This is a genomic window from Aphanothece hegewaldii CCALA 016, assembly GCF_003007785.1.
Lineage (GTDB): Bacteria > Cyanobacteriota > Cyanobacteriia > Cyanobacteriales > Microcystaceae > Chroococcus > Chroococcus hegewaldii.
This window is the reverse complement of sequence record NZ_PXOH01000007.1, coordinates 170,293-197,020: the sequence shown is the minus strand read 5'-3', so window position 1 is coordinate 197,020 and position 26,728 is coordinate 170,293. Positions and strand designations below refer to the sequence as shown.

Here is a 26,728-nt window from a genome sequence, read left to right as displayed (position 1 = left end):
GTTGTTGTACCATATTTAAAATCTATCTAATCGGCGATCGCACTTAATAAAACTTCTGATAAAGTCGTATTTTCCATATCATCCATCGTAATTGTGTCTACGATGTCGAATTTTGCCCCAACGCCTTGTAATTCGTCGTCTAACGCTTGTAAAAACCTATTTGCGTCGCTATCTTGTCCAACTTGAATAAAAGAAATAGCTAACTCTTCATCAGTTTCCATGCGTCGTGAAGCTTCAATAATAACTTTCATGACGGCTTTGCGATCGTCTGGTTCACCATCAGTTACAACTAAAATAGTTTCGCCGACAGTCGTGGCGTTTCCCGTTGCTTTGGAATTAAAATAATGATTTACCGCATCTTCTAAAACAGCCGCTAAATTCGTTGAGCCCATCGGTTCATTTTCGAGAAAAATTTCTTCTACCTTAGAGGCTGTAACATTATCGTAACGTTTGAAGCGACCCGAAAACAGATAAACTGTAATGCCATTAGGATCGATCGTCTCACATTTGCCCGCTAAAGCCAGAGTAGACTCTTGCATTTGTTTCCAACGACTTTTACTCCCTGGCTGATCAACTTTAATCATACTACCGCTTTTGTCGATAATCAGGGTGTAATCTCGATTTTGTACCATAAAAGTAAGTCACTCCAGCTTTAGATTATTGTTTATGCTGCCATCAAAAGGTCTTGTAATGGCTGCCACCGGAAGTATCTTTCGCCTCCCATCTCTATTACCACTTTAATCTGAGAATTTTGTTTTGGTAAGTTGGCTAAATACTCAAGTTCAGTTTTTGATAAAATAAATCCTTCGAGCAGCCAGACGACTAAACCTTTTTCTTTAGAGTTAAGATGTTGTAAAGGATAACTCGCTACAGGGGCAACATAATAAGTCGGACCTACTGCACCCTCTTGAGCGATATTTTTTTTACCGAGATGGGGAGGGCGTACCCCGTGAATACCCGTTAAATACGCTTCTAAGTCGCCTAAACCTCTAGCGGTAATGGTTAACATCTCATAACCCGAAGCCCGTAACCGTCTTTGATATCGTCCTTCAAAACCACCTTCTAAAGGGGCATAGACGGCAACTGCGCCGTTTTGTTCAACTGAACGAATAAAAGATTTACCTGTGGTTAGTAATGCCATATTATCCTTAAAATATCTTTCTTGTTCAAGATTATAAACAAGGTTGACTCTAAAAATACGGCTAGATTAGGAATTTATAGCAGTTATCATACTGATCAGGTACAGATTAGATATAACAAAAATGTAGGGGTTTGGTCTCCAAACCCAAATAGATAGATAAGTGTAATATTTAATATTTATATTCTTAAATTATTGATGAATATAATTAGTCCACATTTGTTGATAAGCTTGTTCTAGTTCTCGTGTAAACTGTTGAGCATTCCATAAAGGAGCAATTGTCCGAGAATGTTGGAGTTTACTTCTTATTTCTTGGCGGATTTTTTCGTCTGTTCCTAGTTTAATTCCCCATTGAATGTACTCTTCATCTGTCCATGCTATACCCTCATCAATTAAAGCATTTTTTAGAAATGTATAGCTATTTCTAGCGGCAAACTGTTCGCCTACTTTTGTGACTAATGGGATACCCATCCATAAAACTTCTAAGGTTGTTGTCGCACCATTATAAGGATAAGTATCTAGCACAATATCAGCTATTTGTAAATTAGCTCGATGAGTTTCTTCATCTTTATCTTGTGATAAAAATCTTAGTTTTGATGAATCAACTCCAATTTCCTTAGACAAGTTTTTAAATAAATTTTGAATAATTTCTTGATTAGCCATTCCTTTAATCAGTAAATAGCTATTAGGAACCGCTTTAAGAATTTCTAATTGTAATCGAATTGTGTCTGGATGTCGTTTTAATCCTGATTGCACAGTTAAATAAATAATAGCATCGTTGGGAATATTTAAATCTTCTCTTGTCAGAGTTGGTGTTCCCACTTCAAAACCATCAATTGCTAAATAGGTTTGATTTAACCGCCAGATTTTTTCTAAATAGTAATTTTGGGCGTTTTCAGGTAAGACATAAGGATCAGCAATAAAGTAATCAATATTCGGTATTCCTGATGCGTCCATACCTAACCATGTTACTTGAATTGGTGCTATTCTTAGACACATTACTTGAGATGTTATATTATGAGTTAAACTATCTAAATCAATTAATATATCAAGCTCATCCGCTTTAATTTGATTAGCAATTATTTCAGGATTTCTCCCCATTCTATAACTTTTATGTGCATTGGTATAAAACCAGTTTTGAGTAAGTTCATCTTCAATTTGATTAATTAGATATAAATGAATTTGAAACTTATTTTTATCATGATATTTCATTAACCAACGACTGAGCCAACCAACTGAATGTCGTCGCAAAGTATGAGCGATATAACCAATTTTAAGAACATTGGTTTTTGTTTTATGATTAAATGAAGGAAGCGAATAATTAATCCAATTATTAAATTGTTGAACAAATAAATTAGAAACTGTATTTTGTAGCTGGCGTGTTTCTAATGGGTTATCTTGGAGATAAAGTAATGGCATCGTCAAACCTAATAAAGTTTCACGCATTAAAGGATTGAGTTGAATTGAATTGGTGTTAAGTAAATCTTGAATTAAAATTTTATGACGTTGAGCGATCGCATCTATATTTTGCCATTCTCCTTTATTTAATAAAACAAACAAAATCTTATAGTTTGCATAAAGTTTTAAATCTGGTGTATTTACTTTTTCATAAAATTGATAAGCTAATTCTAAAGCATCAGTATAGTTTTCATCGATAATATTAAACCAAAATAATTTATTAAGTAATTCCAAATTTTCGGGATTGAGAGACAAACATAACTTAATTAATTCACTAGCATAATTTCCTTGACCATAATCATAAGCTCTTGTCGAGGCAATTTGAGAAAGTGTGGTAATAAAAGTTTCTTGATGGAGATGAATAATACTCGCTTGAGCAAAAGAAAGAGCCTCAAAACTGGGAAAAAAGAGGATTTTAGTTAAAACCTGTAAAAGTAAATCAGAATCAACATTTTGGCTAGGTATTTGCTCTAATAACGCAATAACTCCTAATTCTTCTAACTGTTCTCCCGAAAATTGCTCTAATTGTATTTCTAAGAGAATTAAAGACAATAAATTATTAATATTTTCAGATTCTAATTCTTGAATATTTTGTCTAATTAACCAACTGGTTTGATAATTTTTCAGCTTTTCTTGTCGAATAGCTTCCGTTTCTAAAACAATAACTAACTCTTGAGTCCAAAAATTAATTTCTTCTGATTCTGCTTGACTTAAGACTAAAAACCAAGTTCCTTGGGCTTCTGCATAATTATCTTGTAATAAATAAGATAAACCCAAATACCAGTAATGAGATAAAACATCGGGTTCATTTTCAATTTTTTCTTCATAAAATTGAATGACCATTTTATAATCACTTTCGATAACTAAAGGATAAATTTGAGGATGCCAAGTCAAAGCCATGTTAATCTCACCAAAGAAATGGGTTTCTATTAACTATTTGTAGTCTGCCCATGTTGTAGATTGAACACACAAACCTTCACCAAGCTTTACATGAACGTTATAATTAAATAACTAACCCACGCTTAATTGCAAAAATCGATAAACTAGACTTAATGTGGAAATCACTTTCTTAGGCACCAGTTCTGGCGTTCCCACACGTTCGCGTAATGTTTCTAGTGTTGCCCTACGTCTACCGCAACGGGCGGAATTTTGGTTATTTGACTGCGGTGAAGGAACACAACATCAACTACAACGGAGTGATTTACGCATCTCTCAACTGCGGCGTATTTTCATTACCCATATGCACGGTGATCATATTTTTGGTTTAATGGGACTATTAGCGAGTTGTGGGTTAGCGGGAAGTGGTCAAGAAATCGATATTTATGGCCCGAGTGGTTTAGGAGAATATCTACGCGCTTGTGCGAAATATTCTTATATGAATATCGGACATCGTATCAATGTTCATACGGTTTCTCCCGGAATTATTTTTCAAGACGAAGAATTTACCGTTAGCTGTGAGTTACTAAAACATCGTATCCCCGCGCATGGTTATTGTATTGCCGAAAAAGATAAACCTGGGCGGTTTGATGCAGAACGGGCAAAAGCATTAGGTATTCCTTTCGGGCCGATTTATGGACAGTTAAAACGTGGCGAAAGTGTTACACTACCTGATGGTAGACGAATTCGGGGACAAGATTTATGTGGACCGACTGAACCAGGGCGAAAAATAGCCTATTGTACAGATACGGTATTCTGTGAAGCAGCAATTGAACTAGCCCAAGATGTAGATGTACTCATTCATGAGGCGACTTTTGCTCACCAAGACGCGGAGATGGCTTTTGAACGCTTGCACTCTACCTCAACAATGGCGGCACAAGTGGCTTTAGCGGCTAAGGTTAAACTCCTCATCATGACTCATTTTAGCCCGCGTTATGCCCCCGGAAACCCCCTAGATGTTCATCATTTACTACAAGAAGCACAGGCAATTTTTCCCAATACAAAACTAGCCTATGATTTCTTTAGTTATGAGGTTCCCCGACACCGAGACGCGAAACAGTTCGCCGAAAAAGTTTAAATTTTCCCTAAACGCCGACGAATTTGCTGTAAACGGTCTTGTGTGTCGATGGGTGAACGAGGTAACGGTAATTCTGTATTGGGCCAAGAGTTTAAATCATTACAGGGACAAACCAAAGAGGGCTGACTGGCGACACTTATCGGAACTGGCATCGTACACCTCGCGCAGGAACTCACCTCCCACGCAGGGGATAAAAGTTCTTGTATGGTTTCCTCGGTTCCTTCTAAATAACTATAACCGTTTTTTGGGTCGATGATTTGTTGCCAAACTGCTTTAAATTCGTTTGAATAATCTTGTCCTGTATAAATGGGTCTCGGTGTCAGGGTTTGTTGGCCATTTTTCAGTACAACCCGCTTACCTAACTGAAACCAATAGGCAAGATATTTTTTAACCTCTGCTTCTGCTGCCATAATTACTGATAATTTTTTTACTTTTTTCCATGCTAACGTGTGTCGTATGGTTTGGTCTTCTTTCCTTTAGACTAATCCTAGTACACTTGCGAGTAATGCTTGTTGGGCGTGCATTCGGTTTTCCGCTTGGTCCCAGACTCTCGACTGTTTTCCTTCTATTACTTCTTCTGTAATTTCTTCGCCTCGATGGGCGGGTAAACAGTGTAAAACAATTGCTTCTGGATCAGCTTCTTTAAGTACATCTGTATTTAATTGATAGGACTGAAATACAGGAAGACGCGACTCGGCTAAATCTTCTTGACCCATACTAGCCCAAACATCAGTATACAGGGCGTGTGCACCTGCGATCGCATTTCTCGGATTTTCTGTAATCAAAATATTTCCGCCATGAGATGCGGCTAAAGTTTTCGCGGTTTCGACAATGGCTGAGTCAGGGTAATAACCTTCTGGTGAAGCGATATGAACATTCATTCCCATTAATGCGCCACCCAAAAGCAAGGAATGGGCGACATTATTTCCATCTCCCACATAAGCGAGTGTCAAACCTGAAAGTGTGCCGAAACATTCTTGTATCGTTAATAAATCCGCGATAATTTGGCAGGGATGTTCTAAATCACTCAAGGCGTTAATAATGGGAATATCGGCATAATTAGCGAAGGTTTCTAAATCCTCTTGTTTAAAGGTACGAATGGCTAACACGTCTAAATAGCGGTCTAAAACCCTAGCAGTATCAGAAATTGGCTCCCCCCGTCCCACTTGGGTTACACTAGGATTAAGATCAATAACCTGACCTCCCAGTCGATACATCGCAACAGTAAAAGAAACCCTGGTTCGTGTCGAAGCTTTATAAAACAACAATCCTAAAACTTTTTTGCAGTTCAGTAAGAGTTCACCCTTTTTGAGTTGAGTAGCTAACTCTAATAAACCTTTGATTTCTTTTTGACTAAGGTCTGTGATTTTTAGAACGTCTCTTCCGTTTAGCACATTCATATCTACTCTTGTTGCGAAAAATATAATTATATCGGCTTACGGATGAGTCGGTGAGGATAAAATTTGAGATAATTTGCTCTTTGGGTATCCGAGAAGTGATGATGCGTCTTCTCTTGTTAATTCGTTTGTGTTTAAATACCAATTACATACTTACGCCATTCGTGATTTAAATTTCCTCTAGTATGTTTCAAAAGTTCAAAATGCAGACTACTGTAGGGTTTACGAGGTGAATTAAGGAGTGTCATACTCGCTTCTTTCGGGGTACGGTTTCCTTTTTTGACATTACACCTCACACAAGCTGTTACCAAGTTTTCCCAGGTATCACCCCCACCTCTTGAGCGAGGGATCATATGGTCTAGCGTTAGATGTTCCCCTTTATAACTACAATATTGACAGGTGTGGTGATCTCTTTCTAAAATATTGCGACGGGTTAAGGGAATTTCTTTATAAGGGACTTTCACGTATTGACGTAGCCGAATTACCGAAGGAAGAGGGAACCCCGCATAAATATAATGTCCATTATGTTCGAGTTGTTCTGCTTTTCCTTTGAGCAACAAAACAACCGCCCTTCGCCAACTGGTTATATTTAACGGTTCATAAGAAGCATTCAAAACCAAAACCTTACTCATCGGTCTTGCAATTTTCTAATTTTTATCAAGATAGTAGCACAAATTACCTCGATTGTGTGGTGTCGATCGCTTTATTCCCATCTGTTTAATTGTTCCAAGGAAAGTCTCACCAGACTGAGCATTTGTTCCCGTCTCCGTTCAAAATTAGCCGCAACAGTAATTAAAAGAATACCAACTACTAACCCAATAATCCATTTTAGTAAAGTATATTGAAAACTAAGTATGACGAGTTGATAAAAAACAGTCAGAATAAATGTAATTGTCCCCACTAAAAGAAAGGCTCTAATTTTTAATCCTAAACCCGCTAAAACTGTGAGTAAACTAATTATACTTGGTGTAAGACCTGTCTTTTGATAAAATACCAATGCAGTCACATTAATGATGCTGCTGCCGATAATTCTTAGATAATGACGTATTTTTCTGTTACTTGATTCTTGTAATTTGGGATCAACTTGGGCTAGATAAAGAATAGATATTCCTATCACAGTCGCATAGTAGATAATTTCCCTTAAATTTTGTTGCTCGAAAAAGCGAAAGAGTAGCCAGTTTAAAATAATGACACTAATATAACTCCAACGAATTTTTCTTTGCTCAACGGCTAAATAGATATAAAAAGCAGCGACAGAAAATAAACTTAAATTAGATATCTCCGTAAAAGTTAATACAGTTGTAATTAAAGATAAACTATAAGCAATATAACGCCAAGGTTTAAGGTTCCATCCCCACTGTTGCCAAGGTATATGATAAATAATTATGGCGAATACAGCAGCGATTAAAGCAAAATAAGGATCTAAAATTTCTAATTGTTGCCAAATCCAACGAGCAAAAATAGCCGTCAGATAAATATCAATAAAACCTAAATAAATCCATCTATTTTTTGTAGTTGAGTGACGTGCTTTCAATAACGCATAACTGGGTACAGTTAAAGTGAGAACAAAAAGAATAAGATTTGGATAAAAGTGAGGAACTAAAAAGACTGCAATGAGCAAACCTAAGATTTTAAAAGGAATTGCTAAACCCCAATTAAGATCAGCTATTTTTTCTAAAGTCTCTAAAGTAATATGTCGAAGTAAGACAAACTCTCTGTTTCTTTGAGTCCATATTATTAACCGATATACATAAGCTAAACTAACTTGTACTAAACTTAATAAAATTAACTCATTGACTAATAAATAATTAATGTTTTTCCATAATTGATAAATGATAATTTCATGACAACCTAAAGTAATACCGAATAAAGATAAATAAATTAAAGTCTTATTTTGTGGAAAGCGACTACTGACAAATAACCCAATAATAGCTACTCCTAAAGTTAATAATCCTGTATAAGCTGTAAATTCACCAAATCGCCATATAATAACCATTACTGCCAATAATAATGGTGATATTTGTAGACTTTTTAAGCGCGATAAATTTGGAAAACGAGCAAATAACCAATCAGTTGCAACTAAAGTAATAGAAGCTAATACTAAATTAACTAAAGAAATAACTAATTTTGTTCCATTTAACCCCAAAATACTTTCTATTACTAAAATTTCAATTGAAAGAAACAACCCATAAACAGCAATTTCTTTTGGACTTTGCCAATATCGATAAATCAAACTAAATATAATTAAAATAGCCGTAAAAATCCATTGCCAATCTGTATTTAATTCCTGAGACGTAACGAAATAAGCATGAAAACTTAAACGAATTATTTCACTAATACAAAGAACACTAGCAACTTGTTCTAATGCTAAACTATAAATTGAGGCAAGTCGATTATTTTTATTTTTTATTCGATTCCTGACTAACCATAGTAATAATATATAAATTCCATTAAATAAACTCCATTGCGGCAAAAATAAAATATCAATTAATTGACTAGATGATAACCATTTTTCTAGTATCCAATTGCTGCCAAAAATAAAAATAAATTGTATTGCTAATCTGGCAATATGCGGATGTTTGTAGTAAAAACTATTAATGAGAATTACTACAGCAGAAATACCTAAACTAATTAATCTAATACTTGGTTGCCAAAGCGTTAATAATTGAGCAAAAACAAAACCATAACTACTCAATAAAGCTGCTTGTCTACTTCGTTTCTTTCGAGTAAAACTTGCTAGAATCGTTAAAAAACTAGGAACTAATAACCAAGCTAAAATACTGGTTTGTTGACTTCCTGTTGCAAAATATATATTTAATAAAGATATAAAAATAATCAAACTGGAAATCGCTAAAATAAAACCAAAATGCCAACTACTTAAATACCACCATTGTTTTTTATTTCGGTAATATAAAGGTTTGTATCGTAAACTATTTAACCATTCTCCTGCTGTTAATAAAATTAAAAAGTATCCCCATTGAGTTAAATTTAAAGATGGAAAAATCCAATCTATCCAAGAAATAAAAGTTAATAAACCAATACCATGAGTAAAATAAATTAAATAAACCCGAATTGGACGAAAAGATACTAGATAAACCAAAGTACTTGTAGATAGTAACAAATTAAGCGATCGTCCGGCATTTGTTTCTAAACTTAAACTGGTTAAACAAATACCTAAACCTAATGTTAACCATTCACCAAAATTAGCTAACCTAGGTTTTCCCTCACGATATAACCAACCCGTAAACCAAACCCACAGGATAATATAAGGAAAAAAAGTAAGACTATAAATTGATAAAGAATAATCAGAAGTTTGACTATATTTTATCCAAGCATTACTGACACTTTGTCGTATATCAATAGGGATAATATCCTCAAGTAAAAATAAACTCTGAAAGCCGATAATAAATAAAGCAAATAACTCCGATAATCTCCAGTTTGTGCGTAATTTTTCCCAAAAATAATGTAAACTTAATCCAGTAATAGCTAAAGCTTGCCAAATTGCATTATGATATACTGCAACACCCCAACCGAAAAAAAGCAAAATTAAACCAACAATATCTAAAACCTTATCTAAAATTGTTACTTCTTCTTCAGATTTTTGTCTCAGTAACCATCCACATATCCCAATAGCTAAACCTAACGATACTAAAGATAACTTTAAAAAAAAGATTCCTCTAACTAATAAAATAGCTAAACCATAAAGCAACAAAGTTTTACTGAAACTAGCTTTTTCTCTCTCATTTGCCTCTTGTCTAGAGAAATTTTGAAAAAAAGTTAAATCAATTGCAGTTAAAAAACTTCCTAAATAAATAGCAGAAATAGGAAATACAGCATTTTGCCATCCCCAATGTAAAAGGTTTAATCCTAAATAGTTAATTTGTCCAACTAAATTTAATTGGGATAAACGACTATAAAAGTAAATGGCTAATAAACTAAGCGTAGCAACTACTATCAAAACAATTCCTAAATTTTGTGTCCATAATTTAAAGGTATCCATTGCCCAGAAATTAATTGGAATTAGGAATAAAGCAATTGTTTGTAGAGTTTGTGAAGTTAATAATAAATTTTCTTGACGTTTTGACCAAAAACCAATTACCCAAAAAACTAGCGTATAAGACCATAAAATTAAATATTGTCCTATTGGTGAAAATTTTTGCCATTGTGTCGCCGCTAAAACTCCCGAAGAAACAATAACTAAAAATAATCCTAAAAATAATAACCAACGTAAACTTAACTCTTCCCGAAAAGACGTAAAAAATTGACTAAAAAAAGATTGAATAGGACTAATATTGATTCGAGAAGGAATTAATCTTGTTTCTAGAGAGTGAGAAACTGGTAATGAATCAGCAGGAGATAAGATAGGAACTTCGGGTAAAGAACAAACTAAATATTGTTGACAAATATTTTTGACTTGTTGCTCACTGATTAACCCAAATCTGAGCCATGTTTCCAAACCATCTAGTAGTAATGGGTTAGCAGCATCAATCGGAATTTGAAGATAAATCTTTTTCGACGGTGGCTCAGGATTCATAGTACAGCAAGTCACACTTCTTCAGAACAATCCCTTTATCCTAGTTCCGTCCTTAATCCTACGCCTCATCCATAGTGTTAGATCACAAAGTGACACATTATATAGGGTTTTGGCTGTCGTCAAGATAGTTCGAGTCATAGTAAAGTTTTGTAAAAAGAAGTATTAAGAAAATCTAAAGTTTTGAGAAGATTTTCCCCAAAGCCCCTGTCACGAGCGCTGCCGAGGTTTATATTTCGTTACACAATAACAGCAAAAAAGTTAACAAGATGTAATAAAACTGGGGCCGTAAGCAGTGTATAAAAATTATCTGAGGGGTATAAATAACAAACCAAAGTTGAACAAACTAAATGTTTGTCCCCTTTTCGAGGTTTATGAGACAAAGGTAAAGTTTTTTTCCAATTTGTTACAACAAACTGAGAAAACGATCAAAAAAACCTTTAGAATAGTCTCTCAGGTGCACCAACAAGGTAACCTAAATAACTAAACCCCTAAAAGGGGAAGACCAGATCAAATAATTAATTAAAGTCAAGTAGGAGATAGATCCAATGTTTGACGCATTTACAAGAGTTGTTGCTCAAGCTGATGCTCGTGGCGAATACCTAAGTTCCAACCAACTCGATGCACTGACCAAAATGGTTGCAGAAAGCAACAAACGCATGGACTCAGTAAACCGCATCACCAGCAACGCGTCTTCAATCGTTGCTAACGCAGGTCGTTCTTTATTTGCTGAACAGCCTCAATTGATTGCTCCTGGTGGAAACGCTTACACCAGCCGTCGTATGGCAGCTTGCTTACGCGACATGGAAATCATCTTACGCTATGTAACCTATGCTACCTTCACAGGTGACGCTAGTGTACTCGAAGATCGTTGCTTAAATGGTCTACGTGAAACCTATGTAGCTCTAGGTGTTCCTGGTGCTTCCGTTGCTGCTGGCGTTCAAAAAATGAAAGAAGCTGCTCTTGCGATCGCTAACGATCGTAACGGTATCACCCAAGGTGACTGTAGTGCTCTTATGTCCGAAATCTCTAGCTATTTTGACCGGGCTGCTGCTGCTGTTGCTTAATTAATATTAAGTAATACCTAACTGGCATTCCGCCTGTCTGTAACGTGTAGGAAAACTTTGCAAACCTAATTGGGAGATACCAACATCATGAAAACCCCCTTAACAGAAGCTATTTCCGCTGCTGATTCTCAAGGACGTTTCCTCAGCAGCACCGAAATCCAAACCGCTTTCGGTCGTTTCCGTCAAGCTAATGCAAGCTTACAAGCTGCTAAAGCATTAACCGAAAAAGCAAGCCAACTCACCCAAGGTGCTGCTCAAGCAGTTTACAACAAATTCCCCTACACCACCCAAATGCAAGGTCCTAACTACGCTGCTGATCAACGTGGTAAAGACAAATGTGCTCGTGACATCGGTTACTACCTCCGCATGGTGACCTACTGTTTAGTAGCTGGTGGAACAGGTCCTATGGATGAGTACCTCATTGCTGGTATCGACGAAATCAACCGTACTTTTGAATTATCTCCTAGCTGGTACGTTGAAGCTCTCAAGTACATCAAAGCTAACCACGGTTTAAGCGGCGACCCTGCTGTTGAAGCTAACTCTTACCTCGACTATGCAATTAACGCCCTAAGCTAGTCATAACTAGGGAATTAACGGCCTGGAAAGCAGGAGGTTGTTAGCAATTGGGTTAGCAATCGGCTGCCTCTCCAGGCTTTGTTATATCTAAAAAAACGTAACCCATAGGTGGTAATTATGAGCAGTTTAACAGCAGCCCAACGGCTAGGATATGAACCCTATGTATCTGCCAATCCCGTAGAATTACGAGGAACCCGCACAGCAGAAGATGTAGAAGCTGTGATTCGTGCCGCTTATCGTCAGGTCATGGGAAATGAACACCTGATGTCTAGCGAACGATTAACCAGCGCAGAATCCCTACTCCGCAACGGTTCGATCAGTGTTCAAGACTTTATCAGAGCCTTAGCCCTATCAGAAGTCTACCGCAATAAATTCTTTTACACACAACCGCAAAATCGCTTTATTGAGTTGAACTACAAACATCTGTTAGGTCGTGCGCCCTACGATCAATCAGAAATCGCTTTCCACACCGACTTATATACCCAAGAAGGCTACGAAGCAGAAATCAACTCTTATATCGATTCGGCTGAGTATCAAGAAAGCTTTGGCGATTCGATTGTTCCCTATTATCGCGGTTTTTCGACGCAACGCAATCAAAAAACCGTAGGTTTTAGCCGAATTTTCCAACTTTACCGAGGCTATGCCAGTAGCGATCGCGCATCAGGCAACGGCACTAAATCCAAACTCGTACGAGAAGTCGCCCAAAATATAGCAACTCCCGTCTACATTGGCGAAACAGGAGAGGCTTTATCGGGTGTTTCTGGAGGCGATCGCGGTAAATTCTATCGCGTTCGAGTCATTCAAGGCGCGAAACCAGGACGTGTAACCCGTGTTCGTCGCTCCAACCAAGAATATCTCGTACCTTACGAACAATTATCTAACAAACTACAAGAAATTAACCGTCAAGGTGGCCAAGTCGCCAGCATCACCTTAGCTTAATCACCTTCATCCACAGGAGCTTAACAACGTGGCTATTACCACAGCAGCATCCCGTCTCGGAACCACTGCATTTAGCAACGCCACACCTGTAGAACTACGCCCCGACTGGACAACAGACGATGCTAAAGGCATCATTCGGGCAGTTTACCGTCAGGTGTTGGGAAACGATTACATCATGGAGTCCGAACGGCTCAAAAGTGCTGAATCACTCTTGACAAATGGTTCAACTTCTGTTAAAGAATTCGTTCGTGCCGTCGCCAAATCTGAATTGTACAAGAAAAAATTCTTCTACGGCAATTTTCAGACCCGCGTCATCGAACTGAATTACAAGCATCTCTTAGGACGTGCGCCCTATGACGAGTCTGAAGTAATCTATCACCTCGATCTGTACGAAACTCAAGGATATGATGCCGATATCGATTCTTATATCGATTCCGTTGAGTATGCCGAAAACTTTGGCGAAAACATTGTACCTTATTATCGCGGCTTTTCGACCCAAACTGGACAAAAAACCGTAGGATTTACCCGGATGTTCCGTTTATATCGGGGTTATGCCAATAGCGATCGCGCCCAAATTGAAGGCAGCGTGACTCGTTTAGGTACAGAACTAGCCCAAAACGCGGCATCTGCTGTCGTTGGACCCTCTGGAGGAAACAACGGATGGGCATATCGTCCCTCAAAAGCAGGAAACACACCTACTAAAGCACTCGGTGGTAACGTTGCCTTTGGTGATGTCGGCAAACTCTATCGCGTAGAAATTTCGGCTATTAGTAAACCAGGTTATCCCAGTGTCAGACGCAGTAGCAAGGCCTTGATTGTACCTTATGAACAACTCAATAACACCTTGCAACAGATCAACCGTCTTGGTGGAAAAGTAGCGAGTATTACGCCAGCTAGTCTCGACTAAAAAAGATCAGGAGGTAAAAGCTGTTTTATTCAGTCTTTTATCTCCCGATTTCAAGATTCTCATTTTGATCCTAATTCTTCATTATTCCTCAAAAGAGAAAAGGAGAAAAGAAAATTATGCTAGGTCAAGCAGCTATCGTCAGTGCAGACAGTAACCCCTCAGCAAGTCGGGTTTTTGTCTACGAAGTCGCAGGACTCAGACAAAATGACGAGAATGATAAAAATAGCTATCAATTTCGTCAAAGCAGTAACGTTTTTATTAAAGTTCCTTATAACCGCATGAATGAAGAAATGCGACGTATTACTCGGATGGGTGGCACGATCGTTAGTATTCAGCCTTTAACTGCCGAATAAATCATAGGGTGGGTATTATTGCTCACCCTAACCATTAGCTCTAAAACCAACCCTTCATTTAGTTCTAATGTACTTGCTAATTTTTCTCATAGATTACTCAGAATTTTTTCACCAAACTGCATAAACTCAATCAGTCATTCCTAAATAATGAAAGGGATGATTTAAACATGAGATCAAACGAGCAGGAGGTGGAGAAATGAAAAGTCAATTGCAAAAAAGCTTTACTCAAATTTTCATCGCCTTAGTTATTGAAATAACTCTTAACTGCTTAGGACTTGATCAATTAGCCGACTATAGCGAATTTGTTTTCAAATCTGATGTTATTAAACTCGAAAAAATCACAAAAAATATTTATTTAACTGGATATTATTTAATTTAATATTGTCTTATTAGTCATGATTATTCTGTAGAGACGCTTTATTCGGTAGTGTCTCTACTTTCTACTTTAGAATTAAACAGGTTATTTTTATTGGTCTAGACTTTTTCAAAAAACTTTTAAAAAAACTGCATAAGCCATCAAGTACAAACCTATGAAGTCAATGTGAAAATTCAATCGAAAAACGATTAGGAAAAAAACAATGACTACATTTTATGGCTATGATTACTGGAATGACTCTTATGATCATCAAAGCACTTGGTACTACGACAGCTATTATGGATGGTATGAATGGGCTGATAGTCTTACCGCTTATGGTTACAGTGGAGATGATTATCTAGCAGGCGACATGAATGATGATTACCTTTATGGTAATTCAGGCAGCGATACCCTATACGGTGAAGAAGGCAATGATTATTTAGATGCCGGTTACTGGTCTGATAGCTATTGGGATTATAACTACCTATACGGTGGAAGTGGCAGTGATACCCTTTATGGGGGTGCAGGTAATGATTATTTAGATGCTGGTTCTTGGTCTGATAGCTATTGGGATTATAACTACCTATACGGTGAAGGTGGCAGCGATACCCTTTATGGGGGTGCAGGTAATGATTATTTAGATGCCGGTTCTTGGTCTGATAGCTATTGGGATTATAACTACCTTGATGGTGCCGGCGGTAATGATACTCTCTATAGTGGCGCAGGTAGCGATAATCTCTATGGTGGAAGTGGTAGTGATACCATCTACGGTAATGATGGCAATGATTATTTAGATGCCGGTTCTTGGTCTGATAGCTATTGGGATTATAACTATCTTGATGGTGGAAATGGCAGCGATACCCTTTATGGAGGTGCAGGCAATGATACTTTATTGGGTAGCAATTCTACCGCCTACGATAATTGGGAATATGATGTTTTAACTGGTGGTGGCGGCTACGATACATTTGTTCTAGGTCAATACTGGGGTAACTCCTATCAAGGTTATGGCTATGCGACAATTACCGATTTCTACTGGGTAGAAGATAAAATCCAAGTACAAGGTAATTCTTGGGATTTCTATTTGGATTTCCAAGAATTTTCGGGAAGTTCCAGTCTGCTAGATACCGCAATCTACAACAATGGTGACTTAATTGGTGTGGTGCAAGATAACACGAATGTAATCATATCCGCCGATTTTGTCTTTGTCTAACTTTTGTTTTTTCAGTTGTTCACTCTGATAATTAATTAAATCCTTTAGCTTAGTTTAATAATTAGGTTAGAGGATTTTTTACAACTAAGTTAGTTTTAGAATAGTTATTAATTTTATGGACAAATGTACACTCAATTAACTTTGTAAGGTTTAAGCCTTACTGGGTGAACTACACACCTCACTATCAGATCTTGTTGACGCACCGCGCCACGAATTTCTGACTACTTTTAAGTTTAAGCACTTATGATCAAGAAGCCAAAACTTTTACGCCAACAGCTTAGAGCGTTAAGATTTAAGTTAACTTTTCCTTGTTGGCAACCCCATAGTTTTAAGGTTTATTTAATTTTCTTAGGTGCTATAACTAAATAATTAACTACATTTAGGCATATTTGTCAAGATTTTCGTCGAAGTTTTAGAATACTAACGAGATGGAAATAAACGAACATTTTGAGTCTCAAGATGATTAGCTTCAGGAAAAATACCTCTAACTCGTTCGACGACCGAAATCATGTAATCATAATTAGGAACGGGTGCATTAGGAACAAATCCCGCTTCAAGAGCAATCATCGAAGGTGTATCATTAAGAATTTTAAAAATTTCCTCTTGACGTGATGGCGAAAGATTTGGCGCAATTAAAACCACACCCGATGGAACACTATGAGAATCAGTAAAAAGAATGCGAAAAGTATTTAGTTTAAATTGAGTTTTGTAAGTTTTAAATTGTTCCATCGAAAGGGAACCAGCAGCAACACGACCATCAGCAACAGCTTCTAAAATCGATTTAGGCGTGGGTAAAAAATGTAATTCGGCGATTGTTAAACCATAAAGATTAAAAATCGGAAAATAATACCCCGTAGCTGAACCAATTTGACCTAAAGCAATAGCTTTACCTGTTAAAGATTTTAAATCTTGAAAAGGACTATCTTGACGAACCACAATCACCGATCGCAAAGTACTAATCCCATCAAGGGGTAATAAAGGTTTATATTGATATTGAGACATAGCGATCGCCGCTAACCCCGGAGGCGCGAAAACCAAAGACCATGCTTGCGATCGAATTCTTTCTAAAGCCTTATTTTCATTAAAAGCGGGTTCTAATTCAATTAAAGAACGCGTCTGTTGCTCTAAATATTGTTTAAAAGCCTCATATTGATTAATTGCTTGTTCCCCCTGGCCATAGCTAACAGAGCCAATTACAAGGGGATCACCTTTTAATGAACTCGCTTGACAAGCCGAAAAAAATAGAAAAACGATAAACAAACGTCTCGAAAATCTCACAGTAACCTACTACAACTCAAATAAAAAATACTTTTAAACTCACTGCAACAAAAAAGAATAAGAAAGTTTAACATAAAACCCAAAAACAAGAGATACACTTCACAATTAAAACTAAAATAAACATTATTTTTTCTCACTAGCAATGTTTTTAAAAAAACTTAAACTCGGAACCAAGTTTAATCTACTATTGATTATCGTCTTTGTGACGGGTATTATTCTAAGCGGACTCACCCTATCTTTGGTACTGCAACAAAGAGCGCAAGCGGAGGTAACGGCTAAAGCATTGTTACTCATCCAAACCATGAATTCAGTACGAGACTATACCAGTAACCATATTGCGCCGCTTCTATCACCAAAATTAGAAACCGAACCCGTATTTATCCCAGAAACCGTACCCGCGTACTCAGCTACAGAAGTCTTTCAAAACTTCCGACAAAATGAAGAATACAAAGGTTTTTTCTACAAAGAAGCAACCCTCAATCCCACCAACTTGAGAGATAAAGCGGATAGCTTTGAAAAACAACTCATCGAACGTTTCCGCACCGAACCGAATATCAAAGAAATTGCCGATTTTAGAACCTTTCCAGGGGGACAAGTTTTTTACATCGCTCGACCATTAACCGTTAAAAAAGAAAGTTGTCTGCGCTGTCATGGAATTCCCAGTGATGCACCCAAAAGCCAATTAGCGACTTATGGGGCAGAAAATGGATATGGTTGGAAACTTAACGAAATTGTCACAGCACAAATGATTTCAGTGCCAGCAGAAGAAGTCATCAAACAAGCTCATCAATCTCTGGCGATGATTATAACTATCTTGTTAGGAGTGTTTGCCATCATCGTATTAGGCATTAACTTTTTACTCAAACGTGCTGTGATACAACCGCTACGACAAATGGCGAAAACAGCCGAATCAGTAAGTATGGGGGATATGAATAGTGAATTTGAGCAAAAAACAGAAGATGAAATCGGCACATTAGCCAAAGCGTTTAATCGAATGAAATCAAGTCTTGAAATCTCGATGAATCTTTTAAATAAACGTCTTTTATAGAAATCCTTATTGCATAAAATGGCCTTGATGTTCATATAGAGCCAATGATATAACTTTTTTAAATCGTTAATTGAATTATCGTTAGGATAAAAATATATTACCGAAAAGCTCATTATTATTTATGTGTGAGTTTGAACAATGCCTCCAATTAGTATTAGTACCAGTCGTTTTACTTTAGCCCTAGAAACAGGTCAAGCTAAATTGTGGGTTCTTTTAGTCGGAGTGAATGAATATTATGATCAAAATTTACCACCACTGCGTTACTCAGCACTCGATTGTCAAGGATTAGGAGAAGCTTTAAATGATGCAACTCAAACCTTTCCTCAAAAAGAAATTATTATTCATCATGACTTAGCCGAACAAAAACCCTTTCTACAAACCGTTAAAGCGAGTTTAGAACGAATTGTCACCGAGGCAAAAACCCAAGATACCGTCCTGTTTTATTTTTCAGGACATGGCTTACTCGACCCCGAAAGCCAGCAGACCATACTCTGTCTAACCGATACTAACAAAGAAAATTTACTTGAGACGGGTTTAACGCTACAAGATTTACTCGTCATGTTTAATCGCTGCGCGGCACACTGTCAAGTCGTTTGGCTCGATGCTTGTCATTGCGGTAATATGACCCTAACAGGAGCAAGAGGAGAACTTAAAGAAAGTTTACTCCCTAATCCAACGACGCAACTTTTAGAAGCTTTACGCAAAAGAGCCGCAAAAAGTAAAGGATTTTATGCTTTACTTTCTTGTGACCAAGGTCAACAATCTTGGGAATTTCCAGATTTAGGACATGGGGTATTTAGTTATTATTTGATGCGGGGTTTACGGGGTGAGGCGGCTAATTCTAAAGGTGTCATTGAAGCCGACGGACTCTATCGCTATGTGTATAATCAAACCTTACAATATATTGAAAAAGCTAATCAACAACTACGATTAATAAATCAGCAAAAACGTCATCGCGGCGAACCTCAGATTTATTCAGAGTATTCCATGCAAACCCCTAAACGAATTGTCGAAGGTGTGGGAGAACTCATTTTAGGATTGAAAAAAAATGCTAATGATTTCAACAATGAGCAACGTCATGCGCTAATGATTGAAGGTTTAGCCGAAAATCAAACCAGTATTGCTTTAAAAGAAGTTTTTGAACAAGAAGGATATTTTACAGTTACAAAAATTTCTACAAGTGACAAACCAGAATCGGTCAAAAATACCATTCAAAATTTTTTACAATATGGAAGTGTTGCAAGACCAAATCCTGTTACTTTATTACTGTATCTGCGAGGACGGCTCGAAGTCGACAACAAAGGCGAATCTTATTTAGTTCTAGAAAATGGTATTCGGTTAGAGCGTTCTTGGTTAAGAAAAGAATTACGCCGTTGTAAAGAAGCGCAACAGATTGTTATTTTAGACGGATATGGTGAGGGTTCGATTGAAGAATGGCTCGAAGAACTCAAAACTTATGCAGATCATGGACAATGTTTATTAGGCTCTCTAGCTCCTGCTGAAGATGTAGAGTTATTTGCTCAAATTTTACTCGAATCCCTCATCGCTGCCAATCCCCAAATCGGTTTATCGGTGGCTGAATGGCTAACTAAATTACAAACCAATTGTGAACAACTTGGGATTACTTTTTCGGCGTGGCTTTCGGGAATACACGGCGTTATCGATATTTTACCCGGAAAAATTGAAGAGAGTTTACAAAAGATTCCTCAAACACCCGTAGTAGAACCCCTAGAAAAACCCCTAGTAAAACCAGTTCCTTTAGTAGCCGAGAAAACCTCGTTACCACCAACTCCCCCAACTCAAACTCATCGGAGTTTTTCGCCTAAACAATATGCTATTCTTACACAGTTTTTGACTGAACTTATCGGCCCGGTTGCTCTAACATTACTAAACTCAGTCGGTGACGAAACAAGTAGTATCAGCGTTTTCCTCGATAATTTGTCTCAGTATCTTTCTCCTTCTCAAAAAATAAAACTTGACAAATGGGCTAATTCTATGGTAGAGAAACCAGAACTTTTAAGCTTAGATCAGCCACAACCTCAAAGCAAAGAGGCGACTAATACAAATATATTACCAGAGCAATATACTCAGCTAGAATCGATTTTAAGGGAAATCATCGGCCCGATCGCATCAATGTTACTCAAGCAAATCAGCGCACAAACCCAACAAAGTGAATCACTAATCGCAAATATCAAAGATTACTTGACTCCTAGCCAGAAAGCGCAATTTGAAACACAAGTGTATTCTTTGTTTAGTAAAAATGAACAACCCCCCATCATCGAGGAACAACCAAAAGAAACGACCTCAACCAAACTTGATGAAAAGATGCTTCATCAGTGTGAACAAGAATTAACTCAATTAATTGGACCAATAGCACAATTTATTATTACAACAACGTTACAAAAGCAACCTCAGATTACGAGAAATGAATTTATAGAACTAATTTCTACAGAAATTCCTAACCAAAATCAAGCGATACATTTTCGTCAACGATGGATGACAAAATAGTGATCACCAAAGCGATTATAAAGCAAAATAGTAATAAAGCCGATTGTTCTCTTAAGGCAATCTATATATGATTAAATCTTTAAGGAATCGGATATGCAAACTCGTGAAAGTGTTCTAGAAAAATTTTCAACTTTTTTACAGTTTGACACTGATTGGGTCAGTCGTTGGGTTAGTGATCCAAAACTACAACGAAGTATGAAGAATTGTTTAGCTCAATCCTCACAATCTCAGCAAATTTCCGAACATTTTTGGGCTTTATATTGGCACAAAATCTGGCAAACACAATCAAATCATTTATCTGCTGCTCATCTAACCGCTTATTTACAAGAAGTTAGTTACTGGACGGCCAAAAAAATGATGTTAACCTTTTCGAGTAGTCAGTCATTTGCCGACTTATTTCAAATTTCCTTGACCAAAATCGAGAAAATTTTAGCTAAATTTGAGCCACAACAAGGCGTTACTCTCGAAAAATACGCTAGTCTCGTTTTTAGAAGTATTATTAGAGATGAATTACGTCAACGTCGTGAAGTTGATATTTGTAGTGATTGGGGATTATTACACAAACTGAGCCAAAAAAAATTACTCGAATCACTTCGCTATCAAGGACTCAAAAGCGAGACGATTAATGAATTACTGAAAGCATGGAAATGTTTTCAAACGATTTTTGTTCCCACCGAAGCGAGAAATAGTCGCAAAATTCCTGAACCTGATCCCGCAATTTGGACAGCCATTACCCAACTTTATAACAAACAAAGCACCCAAAAACCATTAACGAGCGAACAAGTGAAAAAATTGCTCGAAACTGGGGCAAAAATGGCACGCTCTTACTTATATCCTAAATTCGTTTCTGTTGACGCGCCTAAACCTGGCTTTGAACAAGGAACATTTCTCGATGATTTACCCGCAACATTTGATGAATCATTACTTAGTGAGATCATCGCACAAGAAGAAGCCGAAAATAGAAACCAAATGCGATCGCTTCTTAATGCTGTTTTACTCAGAGCCTTAGTCAAGCTAGACGTACCCTCGCAAAAACTTTTACAACTATACTATGGTCAAGGACTGACTCAACAAGAAATCGCTCAACAACTAGAGATGAAACAATATACTGTTTCTCGTCGCCTAGCTAGTCACAGACAGTCATTACTCCTAACACTCGCCCAATGGAGCCAAACGACATTGCATTATTCTCTCAACACAGACGTACTTAATAATATGAGTATTATTTTGGAGGAGTGGCTAAAAGTTCATTACAATCACCCCGACCAAGCCTAAATTTTAAGTAGAGCAAGCCCAATGAGTGCTGATTCCATCCTATTCTATGACATCGATCCGAACCAACTGTATCTAGAAATTCCTTCTGAGACTCTAGAGAAGATTTGGACACAAACTGATCATTTTTCTTCGCCTTCTCGTCGTTGGCAAGCCTATCTTCATCAAGTTTGTCTTGATGTTTTTCTAGCTTTTTTACGAGAAGAACAATCTTATCAAGCCAACGTCTGGCCAAGCTTATCCGCACTACCATATTTATTAGAAATTGTCAATGGTGTAGCGATTAATTTTGCGGGAAAACGACTGGTTTTAATAGCGATCGATACAATTGATTTAAGTGAAATACAAGTCCCGCAAGAATGGGTCGATCTTCCGAGTTGGGCGGCTGATTATTACATCGCATTTCAAGTCAATCCAGATGATGGTTATCTCAGAGTTTTTGGCTATACAACCCATCGCCATTTAAAAACCAAAGGTATTTATGACGCAAGTAATAGAACTTACTGTCTTGATGAAAAAGATTTGATTGCTGATCTGAGCATACTTTGGGTATCTCGTCAACTGTGTCCCGATGAAATTTTACGAGAAGCGAGCGCACCGTTACCGACTTTACCACTCCCCCAAGCCGAAAATCTATTAGAACGTTTGGGAAAAACTTCCGTTTTGTTACCCCGTTTAGAAATTCCCTTCGCTTTGTGGGGTTCACTCATAGAACAGGATAACTGGCGACGGCGACTCTATGAGAAACGGCTAGGAATCACAGAACAATGGTCTGTACGACAATGGTTAGAAACCGGAATTTCTCAAATAGCGCAAGAAGTCGGATGGAGTACCGTACAATGGCAACCAAATTTTATTGCAGCAAGAGGAACCGAACCAACTTTATCATCGGTAATATTTTCCCGTCAGTTGGTGATTGAAAATAAACCCTATGAATTACGAGTTTTCCCTCAAGGCATTATAGAAGAGGAAATTTGGCGTTTTGAGTTGCGAAGTTCCACCCCAGGTAGCCAGATTCCTAGAGGCTTTAAACTCAGGCTATTGACAGAAGATTTACAGCCTTTTGACAATAATGAAGATATTGCCATTAAAAACACCGATTTACTCTTTGTAGAAGTCACAATCAATTCGGGAGAAGCTTTAGCGTGGGAAATCGAACCAAAAAGCACTAATGATGAGCGAGAAATTTTACGTTTTTAACATATTCTCTGGTCATCTGTCCCCCAAAACCGTTACCATTTGTGGTAGAAACCGTTACGGCCGTAATCCAAAGGGGATAGGAAGCTTAAATCAATCATGCTCGATACACAATCCATTTTAGATGTTTTACGTCCGGTACAAGATCCCGAACTACAGAAGAGTTTAGTTGAACTAAACATGATCCGTGATGTTCAAATTGAAGATGGCAAGGTTAGTTTTACTTTAGTTTTGACGACTCCCGCTTGTCCATTACGAGAATTTATCGTCGATGATTGTAAAAAAGCCGTTAAACAATTGCCCGGTGTAGAAAAGGTCGATGTAACAGTAACAGCAGAAACACCAAAACAAAAAGAAGTACCCGATAAACAATCCGTTTTTGGCATTAAAAATATTATTGCAATTTCCAGTGGCAAAGGTGGCGTAGGTAAAAGTACTGTGGCGGTGAATGTAGCAGTAGCTTTAGCTTCATCAGGGGCAAAAGTAGGCTTATTAGATGCGGATATTTATGGGCCCAATGCGCCAATGATGTTAGGTTTAACAGGAGCCGAAGTCAAGGTACAGCAAGGAAAAGCCGGTGATATTCTAGAACCCGCTTTTAATTACGGTGTAAAAATGGTGTCGATGGGTTTTTTGATTAATCCAGATCAACCGGTTATTTGGCGCGGTCCGATGTTAAATGGGATTATTAGACAATTTCTCTATCAAGTTTCTTGGGGCAGTTTAGATTATTTAATTGTTGATATGCCACCTGGAACGGGTGATGCACAGCTAACCTTGATCCAAGCAGTACCCATAGCAGGCGCAGTCATTGTTACAACTCCTCAAAACGTCTCTTTGTTAGATGCTAGACGTGGCCTAAAAATGTTTCAGCAAATGGGCGTAAATGTGCTAGGAATTGTGGAGAATATGAGTTATTTTATTCCTCCTGATTTACCCGATCGCAATTACGATATTTTTGGCTCAGGAGGCGGCGAAAAAGCGTCTAGAGAGTTACAAATTCCTTTACTGGGTTGTGTACCCCTAGAAATCCCTTTAAGAGAAGGGGGTGATCAAGGTATACCTATTGTAATCTCTAATGAGGAATCTGCTTCGGCAAAAGCCTTAACAGCGATCGCTCAACAAATCGCAGCTAAAGTATCAATAGCTGCCTATGCCTAACTTCTTTTTGGTGTGAGAAATGCTGCATCGAACTCTAATTCCTCAATTTAAAGTTTATTGGAAACTTTGGCTGGCTGAGTTACCCCAAGTTGACTGGATTCTTTTTTGTGCTGTGATTGGTTTAACCGCTTATGGTGGTTTGATGATTCGCAGTACAGAACTCGTCGAAAAAGCAGTCGATGGCTGGCAACATTGGCTATTTGGTTTATTTGGTCTAGTAATCGCTTTATTAATTGCGCGATCGCGTTACGATGGTTTATTACGCTGGCATTGGTTAACCTACATCTTGACCAACCTATTTTTAATTGCAGTTATTATCATGGGAGTAACGGCAAATGGGGCGCAAAGTTGGCTCAATATTGGCAGTTTTAACATTCAGCCGTCAGAATTTGCCAAAGTCGGATTAATTATTACCCTAGCCGCCTTACTCCATCAAAAACCAGCATCTACACTCTTATCAGTTTTTCGAGTCTTATTGGTGACGGCAGTTCCCTGGGTACTCATTTTATTACAACCTGACTTAGGAACATCTCTCGTTTTTGGGGCAATAACATTAGGGATGTTGTATTGGGCAGATGCGAACCCCGGATGGCTAATTATTATGCTTTCGCCTTTAGTCTCTGCCATTCTGTTTAATCTATTATTCCCCGCGTGGCTAGTATGGGCGGTCATTATTGGTGTAATTGCTTGGATTAGTTTACCTTTAAAAATCTTATCAACGATCTTGGTCGTAGCCGCTAATACAATGGTGGGTCAATTAGGCGGTGTGTTGTGGGGTTTCTTAAAAGAATATCAAAAAGATCGTCTAACCTTGTTTCTCCATCCTGAAAAAAATCCTTTAGGGGGAGGCTATCAATTAATTCAATCTCGTATTGCTATTGGTTCGGGCGAACTCTGGGGCAGAGGTTTACATCAAGGTACACAAACGCAACTCAATTTTATTCCAGAACAACATACCGATTTTATTTTCTCAGCCATTGGAGAAGAGTTTGGTTTTGTTGGCGGAATTGCTATTTTAATTATATTTTGGTTGATTTGTTTGCGTTTAATCATTATTGCCAATCGTGCTAAAGAAAATTTTGGCTCATTATTAGCCGTTGGTGTTTTATCGATGATTGCTTTTCAAACCATTATTAATATTAGTATGACCGTTGGACTTGCCCCAATTACGGGTATTCCGCTTCCGTTTCTCAGTTATGGTCGTTCGGCTTTACTAACCAATTTTATCGCACTCGGATTAGTCGAATCTGTCGCCAATTATCGACCCCGCAAGAGATTATATTAATTAAAACCTGTAGAGACGCGCCGATCGCACGTCTTTACCATTTCTACAAACCTAAAATCCAATTTTTAATCAATTGATTCACTTGTTCTGGTATTTCATCATGGGGACAATGACCCGCATTGAGATAATATTCAGTAAGATTGGGATAATGCTCACGATATTTCACCCCTCTTTCTTTTGCCTTCATCCAAGGATCACCTTCACCCCACAACATCAATAAAGGACATTGCATCTGTTTTAATAACACATCGACCTTTTCTCCGTGAGGATTTTTGAATACCGCCGCAAAAACCTGCGCCGCCCCTGGATCACAAGAAGGACGATAAATATCTTCTACTAATTGATCGGTAATAGCACTTTGATCGACATAAACTTTAGCTAAGGTTTTCCGAATATTACTCCGATTACGGACAAATTGAAACAAGAAAAAACTCGCCCAAGTTTGCAGCAAAATATAACGAATGAAATTTTGAATGAGACTCGGTTTCTTTCTGGTTTGCGCTTCTGTAAAAGGACCCGCACTATTGAGTAAAATTAAACCAGCCACTGACGAGGGATATTTTGCCGCCACACACAAAGATACATAACCACCGAGTGAGTTACCCGCTAAAACAACGGGTTTGCGAATGACTTCAGTGATAAAATCGTACAGTTGATCTCGCCATAAGTCTGCACTGTATTCTATATTCGCTTTTGCCGATCGTCCAAAACCGAGAAGATCGATCGCAATGACTTCAAAATCTTGCTGTAACTGGGCTATATTTTTTCTCCAGTGATCCGTTGACGCACCAAAGCCATGTACTAATAATAAGGGTGGTTTTCCTTCTTGTTGAGTACCCGATGTCGTGTAGTAAATGGTTTGTCCACGCCACTGCCAATATACACCAGGAACAGATGTTATAGATGCAACTGATGTTGTCTGCATAACCCAAATGTTAAGTAATGTTAACTTCTTCTATTTTAGCGTGGTTTTTGGACCGATCGCTATTTTGGACAGTTTGTCTATGACGAAGATCACAACATCTATGTGATCA

The 26,728-nt window shown here is 37.7% G+C and carries 23 protein-coding genes; 14 read left to right on the top strand and 9 right to left on the bottom strand.

Features of this window, described 5'->3' with window-relative positions:
- Window positions 1-26: 26 nt before the first annotated feature.
- From C7H19_RS09435 to C7H19_RS09425, 3 genes are all read right to left on the bottom strand, one after another.
- A complete protein-coding gene (locus C7H19_RS09435) occupies window positions 27-632 on the bottom strand; it encodes a vWA domain-containing protein (protein WP_106456622.1) in 606 nt (201 codons plus the stop codon).
- Between the two features lie 32 nt (window positions 633-664).
- Window positions 665-1,141, bottom strand: coding sequence for an NAD(P)H-quinone oxidoreductase subunit N (gene ndhN / locus C7H19_RS09430; protein WP_106456621.1), 477 nt, complete (start codon window positions 1,139-1,141; stop codon window positions 665-667).
- A gap of 189 nt (window positions 1,142-1,330) precedes the next feature.
- Window positions 1,331-3,490, bottom strand: coding sequence for an O-linked N-acetylglucosamine transferase, SPINDLY family protein (locus C7H19_RS09425; protein WP_106456649.1), 2,160 nt, complete (start codon window positions 3,488-3,490; stop codon window positions 1,331-1,333).
- A 160-nt stretch (window positions 3,491-3,650) separates the two neighbouring features.
- Between C7H19_RS09425 and C7H19_RS09420 the strand changes: the two genes are divergently transcribed.
- Window positions 3,651-4,610: a ribonuclease Z gene (locus C7H19_RS09420; RefSeq protein WP_106456620.1), complete on the top strand. Its 960-nt coding sequence runs from the start codon at window positions 3,651-3,653 to the stop codon at window positions 4,608-4,610.
- Here C7H19_RS09420 and C7H19_RS09415 read toward each other — a convergent pair.
- The 4 genes from C7H19_RS09415 to C7H19_RS09400 form a co-directional block, all read right to left on the bottom strand.
- Window positions 4,607-5,020 (bottom strand): hypothetical protein, encoded by a 414-nt coding sequence (locus tag C7H19_RS09415; protein ID WP_106456619.1) that lies wholly within the window; start codon window positions 5,018-5,020, stop codon window positions 4,607-4,609. The genes C7H19_RS09420 and C7H19_RS09415 overlap by 4 nt on opposite strands.
- Before the next feature lie 66 nt (window positions 5,021-5,086).
- Window positions 5,087-6,010 (bottom strand): ornithine carbamoyltransferase, encoded by a 924-nt coding sequence (gene argF / locus C7H19_RS09410; protein WP_106456618.1) that lies wholly within the window; start codon window positions 6,008-6,010, stop codon window positions 5,087-5,089.
- A gap of 131 nt (window positions 6,011-6,141) precedes the next feature.
- The gene (locus C7H19_RS09405; RefSeq protein ID WP_106456617.1) at window positions 6,142-6,639 is read right to left on the bottom strand and encodes an HNH endonuclease; all 498 of its coding nucleotides are present in this window, start codon (window positions 6,637-6,639) and stop codon (window positions 6,142-6,144) included.
- 71 nt (window positions 6,640-6,710) lie between these two features.
- Window positions 6,711-10,541 (bottom strand): hypothetical protein, encoded by a 3,831-nt coding sequence (locus C7H19_RS09400; protein WP_106456616.1) that lies wholly within the window; start codon window positions 10,539-10,541, stop codon window positions 6,711-6,713.
- 545 nt (window positions 10,542-11,086) lie between these two features.
- Here C7H19_RS09400 and C7H19_RS09395 point away from each other — a divergent pair.
- The 7 genes from C7H19_RS09395 to C7H19_RS09365 all read left to right on the top strand — a co-directional run bounded on the left by C7H19_RS09395 (window position 11,087) and on the right by C7H19_RS09365 (window position 15,945).
- A complete protein-coding gene (locus C7H19_RS09395) occupies window positions 11,087-11,605 on the top strand; it encodes a C-phycocyanin subunit beta (RefSeq protein ID WP_106456615.1) in 519 nt (172 codons plus the stop codon).
- Between the two features lie 87 nt (window positions 11,606-11,692).
- Complete coding sequence (cpcA, locus tag C7H19_RS09390; protein ID WP_106456614.1) at window positions 11,693-12,181, top strand: C-phycocyanin subunit alpha; 489 nt, start codon at window positions 11,693-11,695, stop codon at window positions 12,179-12,181.
- A 117-nt stretch (window positions 12,182-12,298) separates the two neighbouring features.
- On the top strand, window positions 12,299-13,120 hold the full coding sequence (locus tag C7H19_RS09385) for a phycobilisome linker polypeptide (protein WP_106456613.1): 822 nt from the start codon (window positions 12,299-12,301) through the stop codon (window positions 13,118-13,120).
- A gap of 28 nt (window positions 13,121-13,148) precedes the next feature.
- A complete protein-coding gene (locus C7H19_RS09380; protein WP_106456612.1) occupies window positions 13,149-14,027 on the top strand; it encodes a phycobilisome linker polypeptide in 879 nt (292 codons plus the stop codon).
- 116 nt (window positions 14,028-14,143) lie between these two features.
- The gene (locus tag C7H19_RS09375; RefSeq protein ID WP_106456611.1) at window positions 14,144-14,380 is read left to right on the top strand and encodes a rod-capping linker protein CpcD; all 237 of its coding nucleotides are present in this window, start codon (window positions 14,144-14,146) and stop codon (window positions 14,378-14,380) included.
- 196 nt (window positions 14,381-14,576) lie between these two features.
- A complete protein-coding gene (locus tag C7H19_RS09370) occupies window positions 14,577-14,759 on the top strand; it encodes a hypothetical protein (RefSeq protein WP_106456610.1) in 183 nt (60 codons plus the stop codon).
- A gap of 199 nt (window positions 14,760-14,958) precedes the next feature.
- Window positions 14,959-15,945 (top strand): calcium-binding protein, encoded by a 987-nt coding sequence (locus C7H19_RS09365; RefSeq protein WP_245927410.1) that lies wholly within the window; start codon window positions 14,959-14,961, stop codon window positions 15,943-15,945.
- A gap of 420 nt (window positions 15,946-16,365) precedes the next feature.
- On the opposite strand, the gene C7H19_RS09360 is transcribed toward C7H19_RS09365, so the two are convergent.
- On the bottom strand, window positions 16,366-17,223 hold the full coding sequence (locus tag C7H19_RS09360; protein ID WP_106456609.1) for a phosphate/phosphite/phosphonate ABC transporter substrate-binding protein: 858 nt from the start codon (window positions 17,221-17,223) through the stop codon (window positions 16,366-16,368).
- A 142-nt stretch (window positions 17,224-17,365) separates the two neighbouring features.
- Between C7H19_RS09360 and C7H19_RS09355 the strand changes: the two genes are divergently transcribed.
- The 6 genes from C7H19_RS09355 (at window position 17,366) to rodA (ending at window position 25,694) form a co-directional block, all read left to right on the top strand.
- The gene (locus tag C7H19_RS09355) at window positions 17,366-18,271 is read left to right on the top strand and encodes a Tll0287-like domain-containing protein (RefSeq protein ID WP_106456608.1); all 906 of its coding nucleotides are present in this window, start codon (window positions 17,366-17,368) and stop codon (window positions 18,269-18,271) included.
- A gap of 138 nt (window positions 18,272-18,409) precedes the next feature.
- Window positions 18,410-20,779 (top strand): caspase family protein, encoded by a 2,370-nt coding sequence (locus C7H19_RS09350; protein ID WP_106456607.1) that lies wholly within the window; start codon window positions 18,410-18,412, stop codon window positions 20,777-20,779.
- A gap of 93 nt (window positions 20,780-20,872) precedes the next feature.
- Window positions 20,873-22,054, top strand: coding sequence for a sigma-70 family RNA polymerase sigma factor (locus C7H19_RS09345; protein ID WP_106456606.1), 1,182 nt, complete (start codon window positions 20,873-20,875; stop codon window positions 22,052-22,054).
- A 21-nt stretch (window positions 22,055-22,075) separates the two neighbouring features.
- A complete protein-coding gene (locus C7H19_RS09340; RefSeq protein WP_106456605.1) occupies window positions 22,076-23,251 on the top strand; it encodes a DUF1822 family protein in 1,176 nt (391 codons plus the stop codon).
- A 96-nt stretch (window positions 23,252-23,347) separates the two neighbouring features.
- Window positions 23,348-24,409 (top strand): Mrp/NBP35 family ATP-binding protein, encoded by a 1,062-nt coding sequence (locus C7H19_RS09335; protein WP_106456604.1) that lies wholly within the window; start codon window positions 23,348-23,350, stop codon window positions 24,407-24,409.
- 19 nt (window positions 24,410-24,428) lie between these two features.
- Window positions 24,429-25,694, top strand: a complete 1,266-nt coding sequence (rodA, locus tag C7H19_RS09330) for a rod shape-determining protein RodA (protein ID WP_106456603.1) — start codon at window positions 24,429-24,431, stop codon at window positions 25,692-25,694.
- A 43-nt stretch (window positions 25,695-25,737) separates the two neighbouring features.
- Here the strand turns inward: rodA and C7H19_RS09325 are convergent, their stop codons facing one another.
- Complete coding sequence (locus tag C7H19_RS09325) at window positions 25,738-26,619, bottom strand: alpha/beta fold hydrolase (protein WP_106456602.1); 882 nt, start codon at window positions 26,617-26,619, stop codon at window positions 25,738-25,740.
- Window positions 26,620-26,728 lie beyond the last annotated feature (109 nt).